The sequence below is a fragment of the Paraburkholderia kirstenboschensis genome (genome assembly GCF_032806925.1).
GTDB classification, from domain to species: Bacteria; Pseudomonadota; Gammaproteobacteria; order Burkholderiales; family Burkholderiaceae; genus Paraburkholderia; species Paraburkholderia kirstenboschensis.
Genome location: NZ_CP136513.1, coordinates 3,411,532 through 3,429,827 on the forward strand (window position 1 = coordinate 3,411,532; position 18,296 = coordinate 3,429,827).

An 18,296-nucleotide genomic window follows, 5' to 3' on the forward strand; every position below is an offset into this window, starting at 1 on the left:
TGCATTGGCCGGTCGCGTGTTTCGTAAACGGCGCGCGTCGCAAAGGCGTGCACCACATACCAACTATCGGATGAGAGCGTTCAGTGAGCCGTTGGTCGCTGGGCCGACTCATCTATCCGCTGCAAAACGGGGCGGTCATCAGAGAGATAAATCGTGAGGATTCTTCAACTGGTTCACGCACCACGATTGTCCGGGGCAGAAGTACTCGTAAAAGGTGTTGCGATTCACCACCAGCGTGCCGGACACGAAGTCTGTATGACTTCGCTGTTGCCGCAGCACGACGACTTCATCGCTATTCGAGCCGAACTGGAAGCGGCGGGTGTCATGTGCCGCTTCCCCGAGGTACGGCATGGCAGGTTCGGCAAACTGCTGCACCTGTACCGCGTGGTGCGCGAGTTTCGCCCGGATTTCATCATTGCGCATGCCACGCTTGCTGCGCTGTACGTGCGTTTGTTGCCGGTACGCACGCCTATCGCATGGGTGATGCACTCGGGCGTCAACGACTTCGAAAACGGTGCGCTCAAGCGCGCCGAACGCCTGTTATCGCGCCGGGCGAGAGCCATCATCGGCGTTTCGCAGCAGCTTATCGACGACTATATGCGCGAGATTGGCCGGCATCCTTCGATGGTGGTCATTCCTAATGGCGTCGACGCGTCGCTATTCGCCGGACCCGACGGTTCGCCCGCACCTGACAGTGCTGTGCCGTCCAAGCAGATCGTTCAGCTCGGCCGGTACATAGAAGGAAAGAGTCAACTGGACACGGTTCGCGCATTCGAGCATGTGCTGCAGGTCGAACCCGAAGCGCGTCTGCTGCTGTGCGGCGTGGTCGAGGAACTCGACTATCACCGCGCGGTGGTGTCGCTTGTGAGGCAACTCGGTCTTGAGAGCAAGGTCAGCGTGTGCGGACCGCGCTCGGACGTCGCCGCGGTGCTGCGCTCCTCGCGCGTATTTGCAATGCCATCGCGCTTCGAGTCGCAAGGCATAGCATTTCTGGAGGCGCTTGCATCGGGAATTCCGGTCGTGGCGAACCGCATTCCTGCGTTCGGTTTTGCGAGCAATCTGGCCGGCGTGAGTCTCGTCGACACGACCGACGTCGACACCTATGCTCAGGCGCTCGTCAAGGCATTGGGAACGCCTCGCGCGCACCGGCAACTCGCGGGTTATGCGCTGCACGACACTGCGGACCGCTATATGTCGATTGTGCGCAAGTTCGCTCAGCCGATGCAGGTATCGGCCTGAGTTTGTCCTGCGTTTATCGACCGGCGCGCCACACGTTATTGCGCGAGCCGGTCGATTCTCACCGTCTCCGAAAAGAGCCCTGGCAGCACGCCGAGATCGTGCGGCGCGCCCAGGGCAAAGCCGTTTTCCAGCGGATAGCGCGATAGCGCCGGTGCGCCGCCAGTGAAGTAAAAGTCGCCGAGCGTCGCGTCGGTTCTGCGATAAAGCACGAGCGCCGCGCCGTGCGTGTCGCGCACATAGCCAGGCAATACATCCGACCACGACATGCCGCGCAACGAAGCCACGTGTACCGGCGCGGCAGCGGATTGGGCGAGATCGAGCGTGTCGATGTCGATCAGCGTGTCGGCGTCGGTGCCATTCACACGCGGCGTTACCAGCATCAGGGTGTCGCGATCGTCGGCGCGCGTCGACGCGACCGTCGTCTTCACGAAGCCCGGTACGAAGTTGGCGGGCAACATTCTGCGTTCGCCGATGCGCATGCGCGCGCCGTCGTTAGAGATGATCGTGAGCGACACGCGTGCTTGCGCGGTTTCCACGGCGACGAGCGACGAGCGCGAGCCCGCGTTGCCGAACGGCAGCAAGGCGGCGTTCTGCGCGAGGCCTCGGGCTTGCGCGACGAGCGTAGGCGCGGCGCCAACGTCCGCGGCGCCGCTAGATGACGCGATCCACAAGTCGAGCCCGCTATCTGCGCGCTTTTGCGCAATGAGCACACTGGCTTTACGCGTGCCGGTGAAATCGGCAGCCACGTATTGCTGTGTCAGGTCGGGTTTGAATGCCGTGCCCGTTTGCAACCAGAGGCGCGGCGCGTCGAAACGATCGCCCGCGCTGCGCAGCAGCCAGAAGGCGGTACCGTTCTCTCGCGCTGCGACGATCATCAGGTCAGCCTTGCCATCGCCGTCGAAGTCGCCGAGCAGGAAGCGCGCGCTGTCGAAGCACAGTTTGTCGCCCGCGCAGCTCGGCGCGGTGGCGTCTGGATCGAACGGGACAGTGGCTGCATACCAGAGCGCCGGCGGCACGGCTTTTTCGAGCGACGCCGCGTAGACATTGAAGCCGGGACCATCGTGCTGCCGTTGCACATAGACTGCGGATTGTGCACCCGTGCCCGTCACGTCTGCGTACATTGCCGTGGCAAGCCGCAGATCGTTTGCCTGAATGCGTTGCGTCGTGGCCCAACGGTAACGTGTAGTGAGCGCGGTGCAGCCGCGCATTGTCAGCTTGCCGTCGTTTTCACCGAGGCAATGGCGCAAAGGTGTATAGACGAGCCCGAAGTCCCATGGCGTCCAGCGTTGCGCAAGATCCCACTGATCGCAGCTTTCCGAGCGCAGATAACCGTCGCGTTCGGCGATGCATTGCGACGTCGCCGCGCTGACAAGCGCCGCATTGCGCGCGTTGCCGGGATAGACCGTTACCGGTTCCCATCGCCATTGCTGGGCGGCCGATCCATTGCATGCGGAGAGCGTGGGCGCGCGGCCTGGTCCGTTTGCAGTTACGCAGCGATTCGTCGCGACGTTGAATAGCTGTATGGGGCGCGCCTGGAAGTCCGGCACGCGGCGATCGCTGCGATCCGCAGATGCATAGCGCCGCGCGATCCAGTTGCCGTCCCACTGAAACTCGCCGAATACATGCGACGACTCGCTTCCGTCGATCGAGAAGTAGCTCGCGACAACGTCGCGCTTGCGCTGCACTTCGGTAGCGGGAAGATTGGCCGGCCAGCCGCCCGTCGGGTACGTCACGTGATAGACGATCGGTACGCTCATGGCGAGGGTTTGCGCGACATGACGCGTAATGCGTGCGGCAAGGATGTGGTCCGGATGTTCTGCAAATGGTACGGTGTCCGGATTAAGAGTATAGATCTGCGTGGCCTGAGCGAGAACTGCCTTCAAGGTGGCCGACAGCGTGTCGCGGTCGTATTTCATGCGTCCGGAGCCGTCCGTGCTCATCGGATACGAGGAAAGCGTTGCGCTCTGCTCCCACAGCAAGCCGAGCGGCTGGCGACCGCCGCGCACGCCTCCGCCCGGCAGCCGCAGTTCGAGCAGGCGAACCTGGGGCTTTGCTTTCAGCACCATTTGGTGGACGAGCTTGCCGGCAATCCCGATGTTCGACTCGCTCCACGCGTCAGGCACGCCCGCCATGCGTGCATACGCGAGCCGCGAGGCCCGTTCGCGCGTGAGCACGTAAGAGAAGTTCGCACCGTTTGCGCCGCCGATCAGATGCACCGTAGTGATGCACCATCCGGCATCCAGACGCTCGCTGATCGCGGGATCGACAAAGAGCAGATCGTCGTCGAGATGCGCGACGACCGTGACAAGCGTGCCCGCCTTGCAACCGGCCGCCCGCGCTGCCGCTGGAAACATGGCGAGCACGAGCACTGCGAGTACCGCGACGAGCGCAATGCATGGCCCCCGAACAGAACTGGCTACCGCTGATCGCATGTCGATTCGAGCCGTTGGAGTGGACTCGATCATACGGCAATAGTCTGACGTTCCGTGTTGCCGGGGTAACACTGCGGGACACGACGCCAACGTTTCGGCGATCCGCGTATGTCGGGGCGGTTAGCGGAAATACGCCTTGGTGTTCTCGTGGACGTCCGCGTGAGCGAGCAGCTCGGCGGGCGTGAGCCAAAGATAGTCGCTGTGCTGATCGGGCCGCCCGATCTGCTGTGTATTCCCGAGCGACAGCGCATAGGCAAGCACGATGTAGTGAGTCGAAACGCCGGGCTCTGCCGCGAAATTGTCGTTGTAATGATGCTCGAATACGCCTTCGAAGCGCGCGGACGAACGCGAGAGTTTCGCGATGCCCAATTCTGCGTCCACAATGCGCGCGAACGCGGCGTCGAGCTTCTCATCTTTCAGAATGCGGCCACCGGGCACAAACCACGTACCGCGCGCGGGCCGGTTGCGGCGATGGCCGATCAGGATTCGTCCTTCTGCGTCGCTAACGATCAGATCGATCGCGACAAGCGGCGTTAGACGAACAACGTCGAGGAAGTCGATCTCCGTCAGCATTTCAGTTCCTTGGGCGAGGGCGCTATGTCTAGCGCGACCTTGCTGTTGCAAGCGCTAGTAATTGCCGCGGTTGTCATCGTCGCGGGTCAGCTTTTCCGCTACATCGGCGAACAGCAGCAGGAGCACGAGTGTGCCCGCCGCCGCAAAGATAAACGCGCCGGCCACCACGCCGGCCACCGCGGCGAGTACCGGCATGATCCATGCAATGCCGTTCGTTGGCGGCTCCAGCGCGTCGATAGGAATGCTAGCTTTCCCGGCCCAGATTTTTTGTGCGCTACCTAGCTATCGCGGTGGTTTCGCCGCTCGATGTAGCGCACCGATCGCGCCGTCCATTCGAAGCTCTATCGGGCAACGTACCCTTCCGGCACAGTTACCGCGTCCTTGAACACGTCCGCGTTGCTGGACAGCACATAGAGAGGCGCGGGCGACAGTTTCAGGTTCGCCGCGCCGTCGCGATACGGTATGGCCGTTGCGTTGCCCATCATGTCGAGCGCGGTGACTTCGCCGCTCATTCCGGGTGCGTCGACGCGCAAGCGGTAATCGGCGCTTTGTGCCGCGTTGAAGCCGGTCTTCGCGCTCCATCTGTCGTTGTCGTGGGTCCACAGCGCAGTCACGACCGCGCCGCCGCCGAGCCTCCTGAACGCGTAGGCATGGACGCCTGCTGGCAGGCCCTTCAGCGCCCCAACCGTATTCGTTCCGTCGATGATGCGTGTCATCGCCGCAACCGCGAGCGCCGCGGGTTTCGGGCTGATCCCCGAAGGACATACGCGCCTTTCGCGTGTTCGAGCTCGAAGAAGATGCCATAGCCTGGCGCAGCATCCGGCATGTCCGCGAGATAGAACACGTAGGTTATGTCGGCCCCCTCGCCAAGCAGAATGAAATGAGTGCGCGCGACGACCGCGGCTTGTGCATACAGCACGTCCGCGCCAGGATAGTTCTTGCCATACGATTCGCCGATGTCGTAACTGATGCCCGTTTCGGTGACGAAGAGCGGCGCGCCCGGTTTCAGATATTGCCGCATTTCGTGGCGCAACGCGCGCATCGAAGCAGCCAGCGCACCCGACACGGTGCCCTCATTGCGCGTGTCGGTGACACGCTCCGGCGGATGCGATGGCGTGGTGCCGATGTCGTAATAGCCGTGCACGGTCATGCCGTCCATATAGCGGCCGATGCCTAGCGGGCCCAGACGGCGCATCCACGTCACATTGCCCTGCACCGATGAATACGTGAGCTCCATCACCACCGCATGCGGCTCTGTCTGATGGATGCCTTCCCACACTGCCTTGTACATCGCGACGAAATTGGCGTCGCTGTCGCGCCACGGCAATCCGCCATCCGCGTCCGGCTCCCAGGTCACCTGATAGTAATTGTCACGCTGCTTCCGAAAATATGTCGTGCCGACCCGATTCGATTCCGCGCCGACCTTCGCCATATAGTCCTTCATCTGCGCAAGTGAAGTAGGTGCGTAGCTATGAGCCTGCTTGACTGTCGGACTTGCCCACTTGGGAATGCCGTCTAGCTGGATCAGACGCATGATGTCGCCGCGCTGAAAGTACGGCGTGAGCTGCTTCGTCGCGGGATTGAAGGTGCCCGGTTTATCCGGCTCCTCCATATACCAGTTGCGATTGTCGTTGGCCCAGGTCAGGCTGAGCGCGGTATAGACCGGGCGGTCGCCCTCACCGTCGCAGCAATGCTGGCCGGGCGCGAGATAGGCTGTGCCCTGGCCGCCGAACCGATGCAGGTCCTTGTATGAAAATCGTACGGCGGGCAAGGCCGGCGCGGTATCGGGCAGCACACCTGAAGGTCGCGATACCTGCGGGACGCGTGCCGCGCGATTGGAGCTGACCTCGCGCGCGTTCGAGCGAGGCCGACACCGCAAAGTAGCCCGCCACCGTGGATGCGCAACCAAGCGTTGCCGACGTTGTGCCCGCCGCGACGCCGAAGCTCCCGCTTGCACGCACGACGTTCCAGGCGTCGCGTATCTGCCAGTTGAGCGTGTCGTTTTGCGGTGCGCGCGTGGTGATGACGAGCGCGAACGGTTTCGACGCGGCGAAGAGGCGCGTGCCGTCGCTGCGCGTGTCGGCTTCGATCAGATCGCCGGCGGAGGCCGCGCGTGCCTGCGATGACGGCGCGGAGCACCGCAGGCCTTGGCCTGACAGGGCTTTGATATCGACCGGCACCGCGGATGCAGCCGCGGCCGCGGATGCTGCGCCGCATTGAACCGGGAAGCACCAGAGTATGGTGACGACAGCAAAAAAAGAAGGCGGCGGCCCACATTGGGGCGCGCGCTGACGAGGGGCCGCTCATGCTTCGCACTGCGTCATGTTTGCTTCGACTCGACATATGTTCCCCGTGCGGTTCGCGGTGTATTAAGACGCGCGAACGTCGTCAATTTGCTAATTCGCCAGGTCAGAGCCGCCTGGGTGTACTGTCCATTGCCGCGCGTTGCGGAAACCGCATAGTGCAATTCCGCAATTTTACGGCGGTTTCCGCCGGTCTCCGGCTTCGCGCCTTATGCTTCTGGTCCGTCAATTGCGCCGCCGCGTTAACGAATGTTGTTTCATGTTTCAGGTCTGAAACATTAATCGTCATGTTTATATTCAAGACGCCGATAAGAACAAATTAAATAATTTAAGTGCGCAGTAACGCGCCTGTATTAGACGCTTCTTTGCGCTATTGAAGTGCGTGGTGTCCATCGGACGCGCAGTGCTGCGCAGCAAGTTTGGCGGCGAGCCCAAGCGCGGAGGAGAGTCATCTGCGCGTCCCGCAGAACCAGGAAAAAATAGCTTTGTAACAGTGACCGCGCCGCAAAGATTAGATTGTAACCGCTCTTTTTTGAGTCGTGATCCAGTGTGCGGTGGCGAACGAAATGCGCTCCTGCTTTGCATTAACATTCGCAAACGCCAATTCAATGATATGCGGAACCGGCAACTAGTTCGGTGCAATTCAGCGTAGGCAAGAATATTGCCGCAAATCACCGGCGAGCCACCCCCGTCAATGCGCCAACATGTCAACACTATCGGTCATGGCGGCTAAATACTTGATTTAGGGTGGCTATGATGCACTGTTCGGAGTCGGCCCGCCGTGGCCGTTGACGGTGAAGTAAGCCGTTTTCTGATGAGGATAGCTATGAGCTGCGCGAGTCTCGAGTCAGCAATGCTGCGCTGGGTGCACGCACCGAACAAGGGGATGCGTCGCATCGCAATTTTGATGTTCAACGACTGCTCGCTGCAAGGCGCTGGCGTCGTAGCCGAAGTATTTCAGGCGGCGAACGATCTCGCGGCCACGGGCTCCGGCGGCTGCTCTTACGACGTGTGTTTCCTGTCGGCGGACGGCGGCATGGTGACCTCCTCGTCGGCTTTGCGAGTGTGGACCGATGGACTCGACGCGAGACATTACAGCGGCTTCGACGCGCTATACGTGGCCGGCGGCAAGGGTGCCGTGGCTGCTGCAAAGGACGAACGCCTGATCGCCTGGTTGCGCCGTGAGCGTGGCAACACCAGGATGATCCGGCCGATCGCGGAAGGACGCGCACTGCTCGACGCGGCGTACACGCCCGACGCAATGGGCGGCAGCGAGTTGCGCGAGCCTTCGATACTGCCGCGCCAGACCGAGGAGACCGCCGACGCAGGCGATCGTCTCGAGTCCATGCGAAGTGCGCTCGCGATGATCAAGCGCGATCTGGGCGCCGCGACCGCGCGCACCGTTGCCGAGCGCCTGCTGGCCGATTCGTGCTCGAACCTCGGACCGCTGTTGAGGGAAGACGGCGCGCTCACGCCGGGTGACAAGGTTCGCGCGGCGGCCCGCTGGCTGCAGGAAAACTGTCAGCAGTCGATTTCGATTGCTGACGCTGCGCAGTTCGCCGCGATGAGCGAGCGCAACTTCCTGCGCCGCTTCAAGATGGAAATGGGCATTACGCCTTCGAGTTTTCTGCTGCACGAGCGTCTCGCGGTGACATGCAGTCTGTTGACCGAGTCAGAATTGCCGGTCGACAAAATTGCGCGCCGCACCGGCATGGGCAACGGTGACAGGCTCGCGAAGGTATTTCGCAAACGGATGAGAATTTCGCCCACGGAATTCAGAATTCAAAGCCGCCGCATGGTGGGCCAATAGCCTCGTAGGCGCGAGATGGGGCCGCCGCCTGATACACACGGTGTCCGGCGTCTGTTTCGGTGTTATTGAAGAATCGTAAGGATTACGAATATGTGGACTCATGGAGCTGAAAACGGCGAGTCGTCCAATGCGAGTGGCGAGGCAACCGGCGCGCGTTGCACGCGCATTGTCCCCGTCATACTTGCGGGCGGATCGGGCACGCGGCTGTGGCCCGTGTCGCGCGAGAACTATCCGAAGCAGCTTATCGACGTGGTGGGTTCGGATTCTCTGCTGCAAGCGACCGCGCGGCGCATGAACGGTTTTCCGGCGAGCTGGCAGGTCGACGCTTCGCCCATCATCGTATGCGGAGAAGAGCACCGCTTCGTGATTGCTGAACAGTTGCACGAGAACGGCGTGGACGCGCGCCTGATCGTTGAGCCCGCTCGTCGCGATACGGCGCCCGCGCTTACGCTCGCGGCATCACTTGCGTGCGCGGACGGTAAGGACGGCATTCTCGTGGTGATGCCGGCCGATCATTCGATCGCTGACCTCCGTGCGTTGCAGGCCGCGCTGGAAAGCGCGGCTCTTTACGCGGAACGAGGCGCGATTGCGACGCTGGGCGTGCCGCCCACGCGGCCCGATACTGGCTTCGGCTATATCCGTATCGGTGCCGCGTTGCCCGACGGTGGACATGCTATCGACGGCTTCGTGGAGAAGCCCGCCGAGGAACTCGCTGCGAAGTACGTTGCTGCGGGAACGTATTGGTGGAATAGCGGCATCTTCATCGTGCGCGCGAGCGTGTGGCTCGATACGCTCGCGCGTCTGCAACCCGAGATGCACGCCGCGTGCGAGCGCGCATTTAGTGGCGGGCGCAGCGAAGGCGCGTATTTCCGGCCGCTCGTCGACGCGTTCCTCAGTGCGCCGGCCAATTCCATCGACTATGCCGTGATGGAACGTCTGACTGAATCGCCGGACGCGAATGCGGCCGAACCCGCTCGCGCAGACGGCACATCGCTGGCGGGCGTGGTCGTCAGGCTGGAAGCAGGCTGGTCCGATCTCGGTTCGTGGGACGCGGTGTGGGCCGCGATGGAAAAAGACGCCAATGGCAACGCAGGGCGTGGCCGCGTGACTTTCGAGGGCGCGGTGTCGAGCTACGCGCATTCCGAAGGACGCCTTGTTGCGTGCGTCGGCACCACGAATGTGGTAGTGGTCGAAACCGCCGACGCGGTGCTCGTGGTGGACCGCTCGCATGTGCAGGACGTCAAGGGTCTCGTGTCGCGCATCAAGGCGCAGCACGCACCGGAAGCCGATGCGCATCGCAAGGTGCACCGCCCGTGGGGCTTTTACGATTCAATCGACCACGGCGAGCGCTTTCAGGTGAAGCGCATCGTCGTGACGCCCGGCGCGCAGCTTTCGCTCCAACTGCATCATCACCGCGCCGAACATTGGGTCGTGGTGCGCGGCACAGCGCTCGTCACGCGAGGCGAAGAGCAATTCCTGCTAAGCGAAAACGAGTCGACTTATATCCCGCTCGGCACGCGGCACCGGCTTGAAAACCCGGGCAAGGTGCCGCTCGAAATCATCGAAATCCAGTCGGGTACTTATCTGGGCGAAGACGACATCGTGCGATTCAACGACAACTACGGCCGCTGCTCATAGGCAGCGTGCCCGACGGTTGCGGACAGGAACGGCCAGTACGAGGTAAGCAAAATGCGCAAGTTTCAGGATTTACTCGCGCGAATGTTCGACGTCGCGTTGGTGCTGGCGGGTGCGGCGGCAGCGTCGCAGATTCGCTTCGATTACCTCGCTCAATCCGGTTTCTATTGGGCGCTGGTGATGTTTGCCGCTGCCTTCGCGCTGGCGATCTTTCCCGCGTTCGGCGTGTATGAATCGTGGCGCGGCCGCTCCAAGTTGATGCTCGCGGGTCAGGTGTCGCTCGCCTGGCTGATCGTGCAGGGCAGCGCGCTCGTACTCATGTATTCGTTGCATCGGATCGACCTCGTGTCGCGTTTGTGGTTCTCGTACTGGACTGCCGTTACGGGCGGCTTGCTGATCTCGTACCGGCTCATCACGCATGCGGTGCTTGCGCGAGCGCGCAGTGCGGGCATGAATCTGCATCAGGTGGCGATAGTAGGGAGCGGCTCGCAATGCGACGCGATCATTCGCCGTATCGAATCCGCACCCACCGCGGGCTTTCGCGCGACGGCGGTCTACAACACGAGCCCGGAGAAGTCGCCGGTGACGAGTACGCGTGTGACGGTGTTCGACAGTGTGGATGCGCTCGCTGAATACATCCGCACGAATGACGTTCACGAGTTGTGGCTGATGTTGTCGCTCTCCGAAGAGCCGCTGATCTGTTCGCTCGTCGGCGAGTTTCGCGACGATCTGGTGAACATCCGTTTCATGCCCGACGTGCGCAGCCTTGCGCTCTTCGAGGGCAGTGGCGTGATCGACGTTCTCGGCGTGCCGGCAATCAACCTGGTTGCTTCGCCGCTGTCGGCGAACTCAATGCTGAAGAAGGAGATCTTCGACCGCCTGTTCGCGGCCGCCGCGCTCCTTTGTCTGTCTCCGGTCCTGCTTGTTATCGCCGTTGCGGTGAAGCTTTCGTCGCGTGGTCCGGTGTTTTTCAGGCAGAAACGCAAGGGTGCGGACGGACGTGTATTCACCATCTACAAGTTCCGTTCAATGCGCCTGCACACCGAGGAAAAAGGCACCGTGAAACAGGCCACGCGCGACGATCCGCGCGTGACGAAGGTTGGTGCGTTTCTGCGCCGCACGAGCCTCGACGAACTGCCGCAGTTTTTTAACGTATTGCGTGGTGACATGTCGGTTGTCGGACCGCGTCCTCATGCGCTCGAGCACGACGAGCTCTATCAGAAAGTGGTCGCGGGCTACATCAATCGCTATCGGATCAAGCCGGGCATTACAGGTTGGGCGCAAATCAACGGCTTTCGTGGCGAGACCGACCGCATCGAAAAGATGGAACGTCGCGTCGAACATGACCTCTACTACCTGGGGCATTGGTCGTTCGCACTCGACATGCGGATCATCGGCGCGACGATTGTTGCCGGACTGTTGCATCGAAACGCTTACTAGTTGTTAACAAAGCACGCGGGGCGTCGCCTTATCTGAGGATCACCGCTCTCGCGCAAGGAGGAAATGTTATGAGCTCGCTTGGTACACGCACGGGAAGTCTCACGGTTTTTGCCATTGCTGCATTGCTCGCGGGCTGTGCCGCCGCGCCTGGTCAGCGGATGGACACACCGGCCATGCTTCAGGAAACAGGTGGCGATTTCAGCACCGAACCCGCGCAGCAACAGACGATACCGATTACCGATATTAATCTGTCGCTGGTGCGCAAGATGCGCACGGATCAAAGCACTGCCCCATTGCCGCCCGAAACTCTGGCGCTTTTCGGCAAGCCGACTCCCTATCGCGTGGGTCCCGGCGACGTACTGCAAATCGTTGTGTGGGATCACCCCGAACTCGCGGCGGCTCTGGGCCAACCGGCGCCGGGCGGGAAGACGACGGATGCGACGTCGGGCTTTCTCATCGACGAAAAGGGCGATGTGCAGTTCCCGTACGCGGGCACGGTACACGTGGCCGGCAAGGACGTCGGCGCGATCCAGAAAGAACTGTATAGCCGCCTGAGCAAGGTCTATCAGAAACCGGAAGTGACCGTGCGTATAGCGTCTTTCCGTGCTGCGCAGATCTACATAGACGGCGAAGTGCGCACGCCTGGCACGCAGTCGATCAACGACATTTCGATGTCGCTCGCGAGCGCGATCAATCAGGGCGGCGGCTTCAGTCCGAATGCCGATCGCAGCCGCGTCGAGCTGATCCGCAATGGCGTCACGTATCAGCTGAACATGGACGAGCTGCTCAAGCGCGGGCACAACCCGTCGAACATCTACCTTCAACCGGGCGACGCTGTGCGCGTGGCCTCGCGCGAAGACAGCGGTGTCTATGTGATGGGCGAAGTGAACAAGCCTGCGACCATCACGCCGATGCGCAACGGTTCGCTGACGCTTTCGCAGGCGATTTCGGACAGCGGCAGCTTCGACTCGAACACGGCCTCCACGCGGCAATTGTTCGTGATCCGCAATTCGACGAGCGAATCGCCGCAGATCTATCACCTCGACGCCACCTCGCCGGTTTCGATGATTCTCGCCAATCAGTTCGAGCTGCAACCGAAGGACGTCGTGTATGTCGGTCAGGGTGGACTGGTTCGCTTTAACCGTGTGTTGAACCTGCTGCTGCCGGCAATCAATGCGGCTGTGACCGGTGCCGTGCTTGCAAAATAACGACCCTATAACGTAAATCAGAACCGCCGGGTTCCGCTGGGTGACCAAAATGGCAATCAACTTCGAAAACCGCTACACCGACGTGTCCGGACCGGACGAGCTTCATCTGTCGGACTATCTCCGCACTATCGTGCGGGGCCGGCGCACCATCGCAACGGTGACGCTGATCGCGCTCGCGCTGGGGTGCGCGTACGCTTTCCTTGCTCCGCCTGCGTATCGAGCGGATGTGTTGTTCCACGTCGAGGACAAGACGGCGAATGCCAACGCCAACGGCAAGGACTCGTTGCCGCCGCTCACGGGGATGTTCGATACGAAGCCGTCGACCGCGGCCGAGATCGAGCTGCTGAAGTCGCGTCTCGTGACGGAGGAGACCGTCAAGAAGCTGCACCTCGACATCACCGCTACGCCGCGCTACATGCCGGTTATCGGCAGCCTGATTGCCGGGCTTGTGAACGGGCAGTGGGGTTTCAGACTGCCGCAGTTCATCAATCTGTCCGGCTACGCGTGGGGCAATGAAAGCATCTCGGTGTCGCGGTTCGACACATCGAAGGAAATGTACGACACGACGTTCACGCTGATCGCTGGCAACGACCGTTCGTACGTGCTGCGCGACAAGAACGGCATTGCGATTCTGTCGGGCCACGTTGGCGAAACGGTGGGAACCGACACGGCGGACGGTCCGATCTCCTTGCGTGTGGATGCGCTGACCGGCGCGCCGGGCTCGCAGTTCGAATTGTCGCGGGCATCGACGTTGAGCACGGTCGATCGTTTGCAGAAAGCGCTCGTCGTGCAGGAAACCACGCTGCAGTCCGGCGTGATTCGCGCGAGTCTCGAAGGCGGCGACAGCGCGTTGACCGCGGCGATCGTCAACAGCATGGCGCGTGAATTCGTGCGCCAGGACGTTGCGAGCCGTTCGACGGAAGCCGAGCACATGCTCGCATTCCTCGATCAGCAATTGCCGGGCTTGCGCAAGGAACTGGACGAGGCCGAGCAGCGCTACAACAAGTTCCGCAACACGCACGGCACGGTGGATCTCGGCGAAGAGAGCCGCTTGCTGCTTCAGCAGATCGTCGACAACAAGACCAAGCTGCTGGACCTGCAAACGCAACGTGCGGAGATGTCGCAACGCTTCACCGCGAATCACCCGGCGGTTGCCTCGCTGGATGCGCAAATCGCGGCGCTGCAAGGCGCGCAGACCAATATGAACCGCAGCGTGTCGGTGATGCCGGACACGGAGCAGACCGCGTTGCGTCTGTTGCGCGACGTGCATGTCGATACCGAGCTTTACACGAACCTGCTCAATAGCGCGCAGCAGCTGCGCGTGGCGAAGGCAGGTCAGGTCGGCAACGTGCGGGTGGTCGATTTCGCCGAGGCGCCGGATGAGCCGGTGCGTCCGAAGCGCGTGATCGCAATCCTGATCGCGCTTAGCGGCGGCCTCGTGCTCGGCATCATGCTGACCTTCTTCAAGCGCGCGATGTACGGCGGAGTGGAGCGTCCCGACGAGCTCGAAGCGGTGCTCGGCGTGCCGGTGTTCGCCGTGGTGCCGCGCAGCCAGACGCAGTTGCGGTTGCAGGAAAATGTTATGTTGCGCCGTCGCGGCTTGCATGTTCTCGCCCAGCAGGCGCCGGAAGATATCGCCGTCGAAGGCGTGCGTAATCTGCGCACCTCGCTGCAGCTTTCACTCGACCACGCCCCAAATAACGTGGTGATGATCACGGGTTCGCGGCCCGACGCGGGCAAGTCGTTCCTGTCGGTGAATCTCGCGGCACTGGTCGCGTCGGCGAACAAACGGGTGCTGGTTATCGACGGCGACATGCGGCGCGGTGACGTGCACTCGCACTTCGGCATTGCGCACCAACCGGGTTTGTCGGATGTGCTCAGCGGCGGCGATCTGACGTCGATGATCCAGCGCGACGTGCTGCCGGGTCTGGATGTGCTGGCCAAGGGCACGCTGCCGTCGCATCCTTCCGAACTGCTGATGAATTCGCGCTTCGAGTCGATGCTGGAAGAACTGAAGGCGCGTTACGACCTGGTGATCATCGACACGCCGCCGGTTCTCGCTGTGACCGATTCGACGCTGATCGGCAAGCATGCGGGCACGACACTGCTGGTGGTGCGCCATGGCCGTCATCCGGTGAATGAAATTGCGGAGACCGCCAAGCGTCTTCGTAATGGAGGCGTCGGACTCGGAGGCGTATTGCTCACTGACGTGCCGCAGGAAGCGGCATTCCTCGGTTCGGGTTATCAGGGCGGCTATTACGGGTACGACAGTATCGCGGGTTGAAAAAAATCGGGGCAGAGTTTTCTCGCCAAAAGTACTAAAAAGTTCAAAAAAGGGGAAGCTTCATGAAACGCAAGGTCGCGCTGATCACGGGGATCACGGGGCAGGACGGGTCGTACCTTGCCGAGCTGCTGCTCGCTAAGGGTTACGAAGTGCACGGCATCAAACGCCGGTCGTCGCTATTCAACACAGATCGTATCGATCACCTGTATCGCGATCCACACGATCCGGAACAGCGGCTCTTTCTGCATCATGCGGATTTGACCGATTCCACCAGCATTCTGCGCGTGATTCAACGCGTGGAGCCAGACGAGATATACAACCTGGCGGCGCAAAGTCACGTCGCCGTATCGTTCGAAGAGCCGGAATACACGGCTAACGCGGACGGACTTGGCACACTGCGCATTCTCGAGGCAATCCGTATTCTGGGCCTTCAGAGCAAGACGCGCTTTTATCAGGCGTCGACTTCGGAACTGTATGGTCTCGTGCAGCAGGTGCCGCAATCGGAGACCACGCCGTTCTATCCGCGCAGCCCTTATGCCGTAGCGAAGATGTTCGCGTACTGGACCACGGTCAATTATCGCGAAGCCTATGGCCTGTATGCATGCAACGGCATCCTGTTCAATCACGAATCGCCCGTACGCGGCGAGACTTTCGTGACGCGCAAGATCACGCGTGCGATTGCACGAATCGCGGTCGGTATGCAAAAGACGCTGCATCTCGGCAATCTGTCCGCGTTGCGCGATTGGGGCCATGCGCGCGACTACGTCGAGATGCAATGGCGCATGCTGCAACAGGAACAGCCTGAGGATTACGTCATCGCCACCGGTGTGCAGTACAGCGTGCGTCAGTTCGTTCAGCACGCTGCCGCCGAACTGGGCGTCACCGTGCGTTTCGAAGGCAGCGGTGTCGACGAAATCGGCATTGTCGAGAAGGTGGAAGGGCGCGAAACCAGAATGTCGCCGGGCGACGTGATCGTGCGCGTCGATCCGCGCTACTTCCGTCCAGCGGAAGTCGAGACGCTGCTCGGCGATCCGTCGAAGGCGCATGCGCAGCTCGGTTGGCAGCCGACCACGCCGTTCGCCTCGCTCGTCAAGGAGATGGTTCGCTCCGACTTTCAGATTGCACGTCGTGACGCGCTCGTCACGCTCGCCGGTTTCACGGCGCTCGAACACCACGAGTGACTGCGATGGACAAACATTCACGCATTTTCGTCGCGGGGCACCGCGGCATGGTCGGCTCTGCGCTGCTCAGACGGCTCGCTGCCGCGGGCTACGCGAACGTAATCACGCGCTCGCGCGTCGAGCTCGATCTCACGGATCAGGCCGCCGTGAACCGTTTCTTCGAGGCGGAGAAGATCGACGTCGTGCTGCTGGCGGCGGCGCGCGTGGGCGGCATTCTTGCCAACGCGTCGCGGCCGGGCGAATTCATCTATGAAAACCTGGTGATCGAAACCAACGTGATTCACGCTGCGTATCGCGCACAAGTGGAACGGCTCGTCTTCTTCGGATCGTCGTGCATCTACCCGAAGCAGTGTCCGCAGCCGATCCGCGAGGAGTATCTGATGACCTCGTCGCTCGAGCCGACCAACGACGCGTACGCGATTGCGAAGATCGCCGGCGTGAAGTTGTGCGAGGCGTACAACTGCGAATACAACACGCAATACGTGTCGTTGATGCCGACCAATCTGTACGGCCCGAACGACAACTACGACCTGAACAGCAGCCATGTGTTGCCCGCGCTTTTGCGCAAAGCGCATGAAGCGAAGCTGAATGGCGCGGACACTTTGACGGTGTGGGGCTCGGGCACACCGCGCCGCGAGTTCTTGCATGTCGACGACCTGGCTGCCGCCACATTGTTCGTGCTTGAAAACAACGTGACGGAAGGTCTTTTCAACGTGGGTGTAGGCGAAGATCTGTCGATTCGCGAACTGGCGGAGGGCATTTGCAAAGTGGTGGGTTTCGAGGGCGAACTGATGTTCGACGCGTCGAAACCGGATGGCACGCCGCGCAAACTGCTCGACGTCTCGCGTCTTGCGAAGATGGGCTGGCGCTCAACGATCGCACTCGAGCAGGGAATCGCGTCGACGTATCGGGATTTCGTCGAATCCTATTCCGCGTCGGCGACTACGGCTGCCATGCAATGACGCCTTGTCGAGGAGTTGCATAAAAATGTCCGCATCAGTCACCATCTTCCACAACGTCGTATGGTCGCGTCACAAAGGTGTCGTCTTTTCTGCGCTGCATAATATTTCGGTATCCGGAGCAATTCGCTATTCGATGGTTCAGATCGCCGATACCGAGCACGACCGAATCGGCTTCTCCGACGTCGATTATTCGTACCATCGGTATCCGATGCAGAAGCTGTTCGACGGCTGCTACGAAGACGTGCCGGCGCTCAAGATGATCGTCCGCCTCACATGGGAAGTGCTGAAGGCCAAGTCCGACCTGATCGTGCTTCCCGGTTATCACCGCCCGGAATATTGGGCGATGCTCGCGGCGTGCGTCGTGACCGGCAAGCGGCGCGCGGTGTTTTGCGATTCGACTGCGCGAGACCGTCCAAAGAAGCTGGTTACGTCGATTCCCAAGCGCGTGTTCCTTTCACTGTGCGACGGCTATTTCGGGTTCGGCGAGCGCAGTCGTGAGTATTTGCTGTCGCTCGGCGCGAAGCGGGAGAAGATTTTCGTGCCGTGCCAGGCGGCCGCATTGCCGGGCTCGTTTTCGCCAGAGCGCGCGTTAGTGGAGCGTGTCGCCGCGCGCGCCGGCAATCCGCCGGTGTTTCTGTACGTGGGGCGTCTCTCGGAAGAGAAGGGCATCGGCACGCTGATCGAAGCGTTCGCCGGCCTGAGAAAGCGTATTCCTGCAGCGCAGCTGCGCATGGTCGGCACGGGGCCGATGGCCGACGCATTGCACGAGAAGGTCGTCGAACTGCAACTGGGCGGTGCAGTGACTTTTGCCGGCAGTTTTCAGGACGAGCCGCTCACGCGGGAGTACTACCGCGCGACCTGCATGGTGTTGCCGAGCTATAGCGAGCCGTGGGGTCTCGTGGTGAACGAGGCGCTCGCGCACGGTTGTCCGGCAGTAGTCAGCGAAAGCTGCGGCTGCGTGCCGGAACTCGTCATCGACGGAGTGAGCGGCTATTCATTCACTGCGGGCGACGTTGCCGGATTGCAGCGCACGCTCCTGAAGGCTATGGAGGCCTTCGCCGATGCGAGCGGCACTGCTCACCGGTGCATGGATGTCATTCGCCGTTACGATCCGCCTTCTGCAGCGGCCAATATTGCCCGGGGCTGTGCGCTGATCCTGAGCGATTGACGGGCGTGCGGCGTCGCCGCGAGGTCGGGCATAGAAGCCTTAAACACGTTCAGACAAGCAC

At 61.5% G+C, this 18,296-nt stretch carries 12 protein-coding genes and 1 pseudogene; 9 read left to right on the top strand and 4 right to left on the bottom strand.

Annotated elements, in window-relative coordinates; genetic code table 11:
• Window positions 1-153 precede the first annotated feature (153 nt).
• Window positions 154-1,239, top strand: coding sequence for a glycosyltransferase family 4 protein (locus RW095_RS37965; protein WP_317020804.1), 1,086 nt, complete (start codon window positions 154-156; stop codon window positions 1,237-1,239).
• A gap of 35 nt (window positions 1,240-1,274) precedes the next feature.
• Here RW095_RS37965 and RW095_RS37970 read toward each other — a convergent pair whose 3' ends face one another.
• The 4 genes and pseudogenes from RW095_RS37970 to RW095_RS37985 all read right to left on the bottom strand — a co-directional run bounded on the left by RW095_RS37970 (window position 1,275) and on the right by RW095_RS37985 (window position 6,484).
• Window positions 1,275-3,671 (bottom strand): RICIN domain-containing protein, encoded by a 2,397-nt coding sequence (locus tag RW095_RS37970; RefSeq protein WP_394365174.1) that lies wholly within the window; start codon window positions 3,669-3,671, stop codon window positions 1,275-1,277.
• A gap of 120 nt (window positions 3,672-3,791) precedes the next feature.
• Entirely contained in the window at window positions 3,792-4,244 is a 453-nt protein-coding gene (locus tag RW095_RS37975) for a GDP-mannose mannosyl hydrolase (RefSeq protein ID WP_317020805.1), read from the bottom strand.
• Window positions 4,245-4,298: 54 nt separating this feature from the next.
• Window positions 4,299-4,439, bottom strand: a complete 141-nt coding sequence (locus tag RW095_RS37980) for a hypothetical protein (RefSeq protein WP_317020806.1) — start codon at window positions 4,437-4,439, stop codon at window positions 4,299-4,301.
• 146 nt (window positions 4,440-4,585) lie between these two features.
• Window positions 4,586-6,484, bottom strand: a pseudogene (locus RW095_RS37985) (hypothetical protein).
• 889 nt (window positions 6,485-7,373) lie between these two features.
• On the opposite strand from RW095_RS37985, the gene RW095_RS37990 reads away from it, so the two are divergent.
• The 8 genes from RW095_RS37990 (at window position 7,374) to RW095_RS38025 (ending at window position 18,235) form a co-directional block, all read left to right on the top strand.
• A complete protein-coding gene (locus RW095_RS37990; RefSeq protein ID WP_317020807.1) occupies window positions 7,374-8,357 on the top strand; it encodes a helix-turn-helix domain-containing protein in 984 nt (327 codons plus the stop codon).
• Between the two features lie 90 nt (window positions 8,358-8,447).
• On the top strand, window positions 8,448-9,995 hold the full coding sequence (locus tag RW095_RS37995) for a mannose-1-phosphate guanylyltransferase/mannose-6-phosphate isomerase (protein ID WP_317020808.1): 1,548 nt from the start codon (window positions 8,448-8,450) through the stop codon (window positions 9,993-9,995).
• A 51-nt stretch (window positions 9,996-10,046) separates the two neighbouring features.
• Window positions 10,047-11,432, top strand: a complete 1,386-nt coding sequence (locus RW095_RS38000) for an undecaprenyl-phosphate glucose phosphotransferase (RefSeq protein ID WP_317020809.1) — start codon at window positions 10,047-10,049, stop codon at window positions 11,430-11,432.
• A 68-nt stretch (window positions 11,433-11,500) separates the two neighbouring features.
• A complete protein-coding gene (locus RW095_RS38005) occupies window positions 11,501-12,640 on the top strand; it encodes a polysaccharide biosynthesis/export family protein (protein ID WP_317020810.1) in 1,140 nt (379 codons plus the stop codon).
• Window positions 12,641-12,689: 49 nt separating this feature from the next.
• A complete protein-coding gene (locus RW095_RS38010) occupies window positions 12,690-14,924 on the top strand; it encodes a polysaccharide biosynthesis tyrosine autokinase (RefSeq protein WP_317020811.1) in 2,235 nt (744 codons plus the stop codon).
• A 62-nt stretch (window positions 14,925-14,986) separates the two neighbouring features.
• Complete coding sequence (gene gmd, locus RW095_RS38015; protein WP_317020812.1) at window positions 14,987-16,105, top strand: GDP-mannose 4,6-dehydratase; 1,119 nt, start codon at window positions 14,987-14,989, stop codon at window positions 16,103-16,105.
• Window positions 16,106-16,110: 5 nt separating this feature from the next.
• Window positions 16,111-17,067 (top strand): GDP-L-fucose synthase family protein, encoded by a 957-nt coding sequence (locus RW095_RS38020; protein WP_317020813.1) that lies wholly within the window; start codon window positions 16,111-16,113, stop codon window positions 17,065-17,067.
• Window positions 17,068-17,092: 25 nt separating this feature from the next.
• On the top strand, window positions 17,093-18,235 hold the full coding sequence (locus tag RW095_RS38025; protein WP_317020814.1) for a glycosyltransferase family 4 protein: 1,143 nt from the start codon (window positions 17,093-17,095) through the stop codon (window positions 18,233-18,235).
• Window positions 18,236-18,296 lie beyond the last annotated feature (61 nt).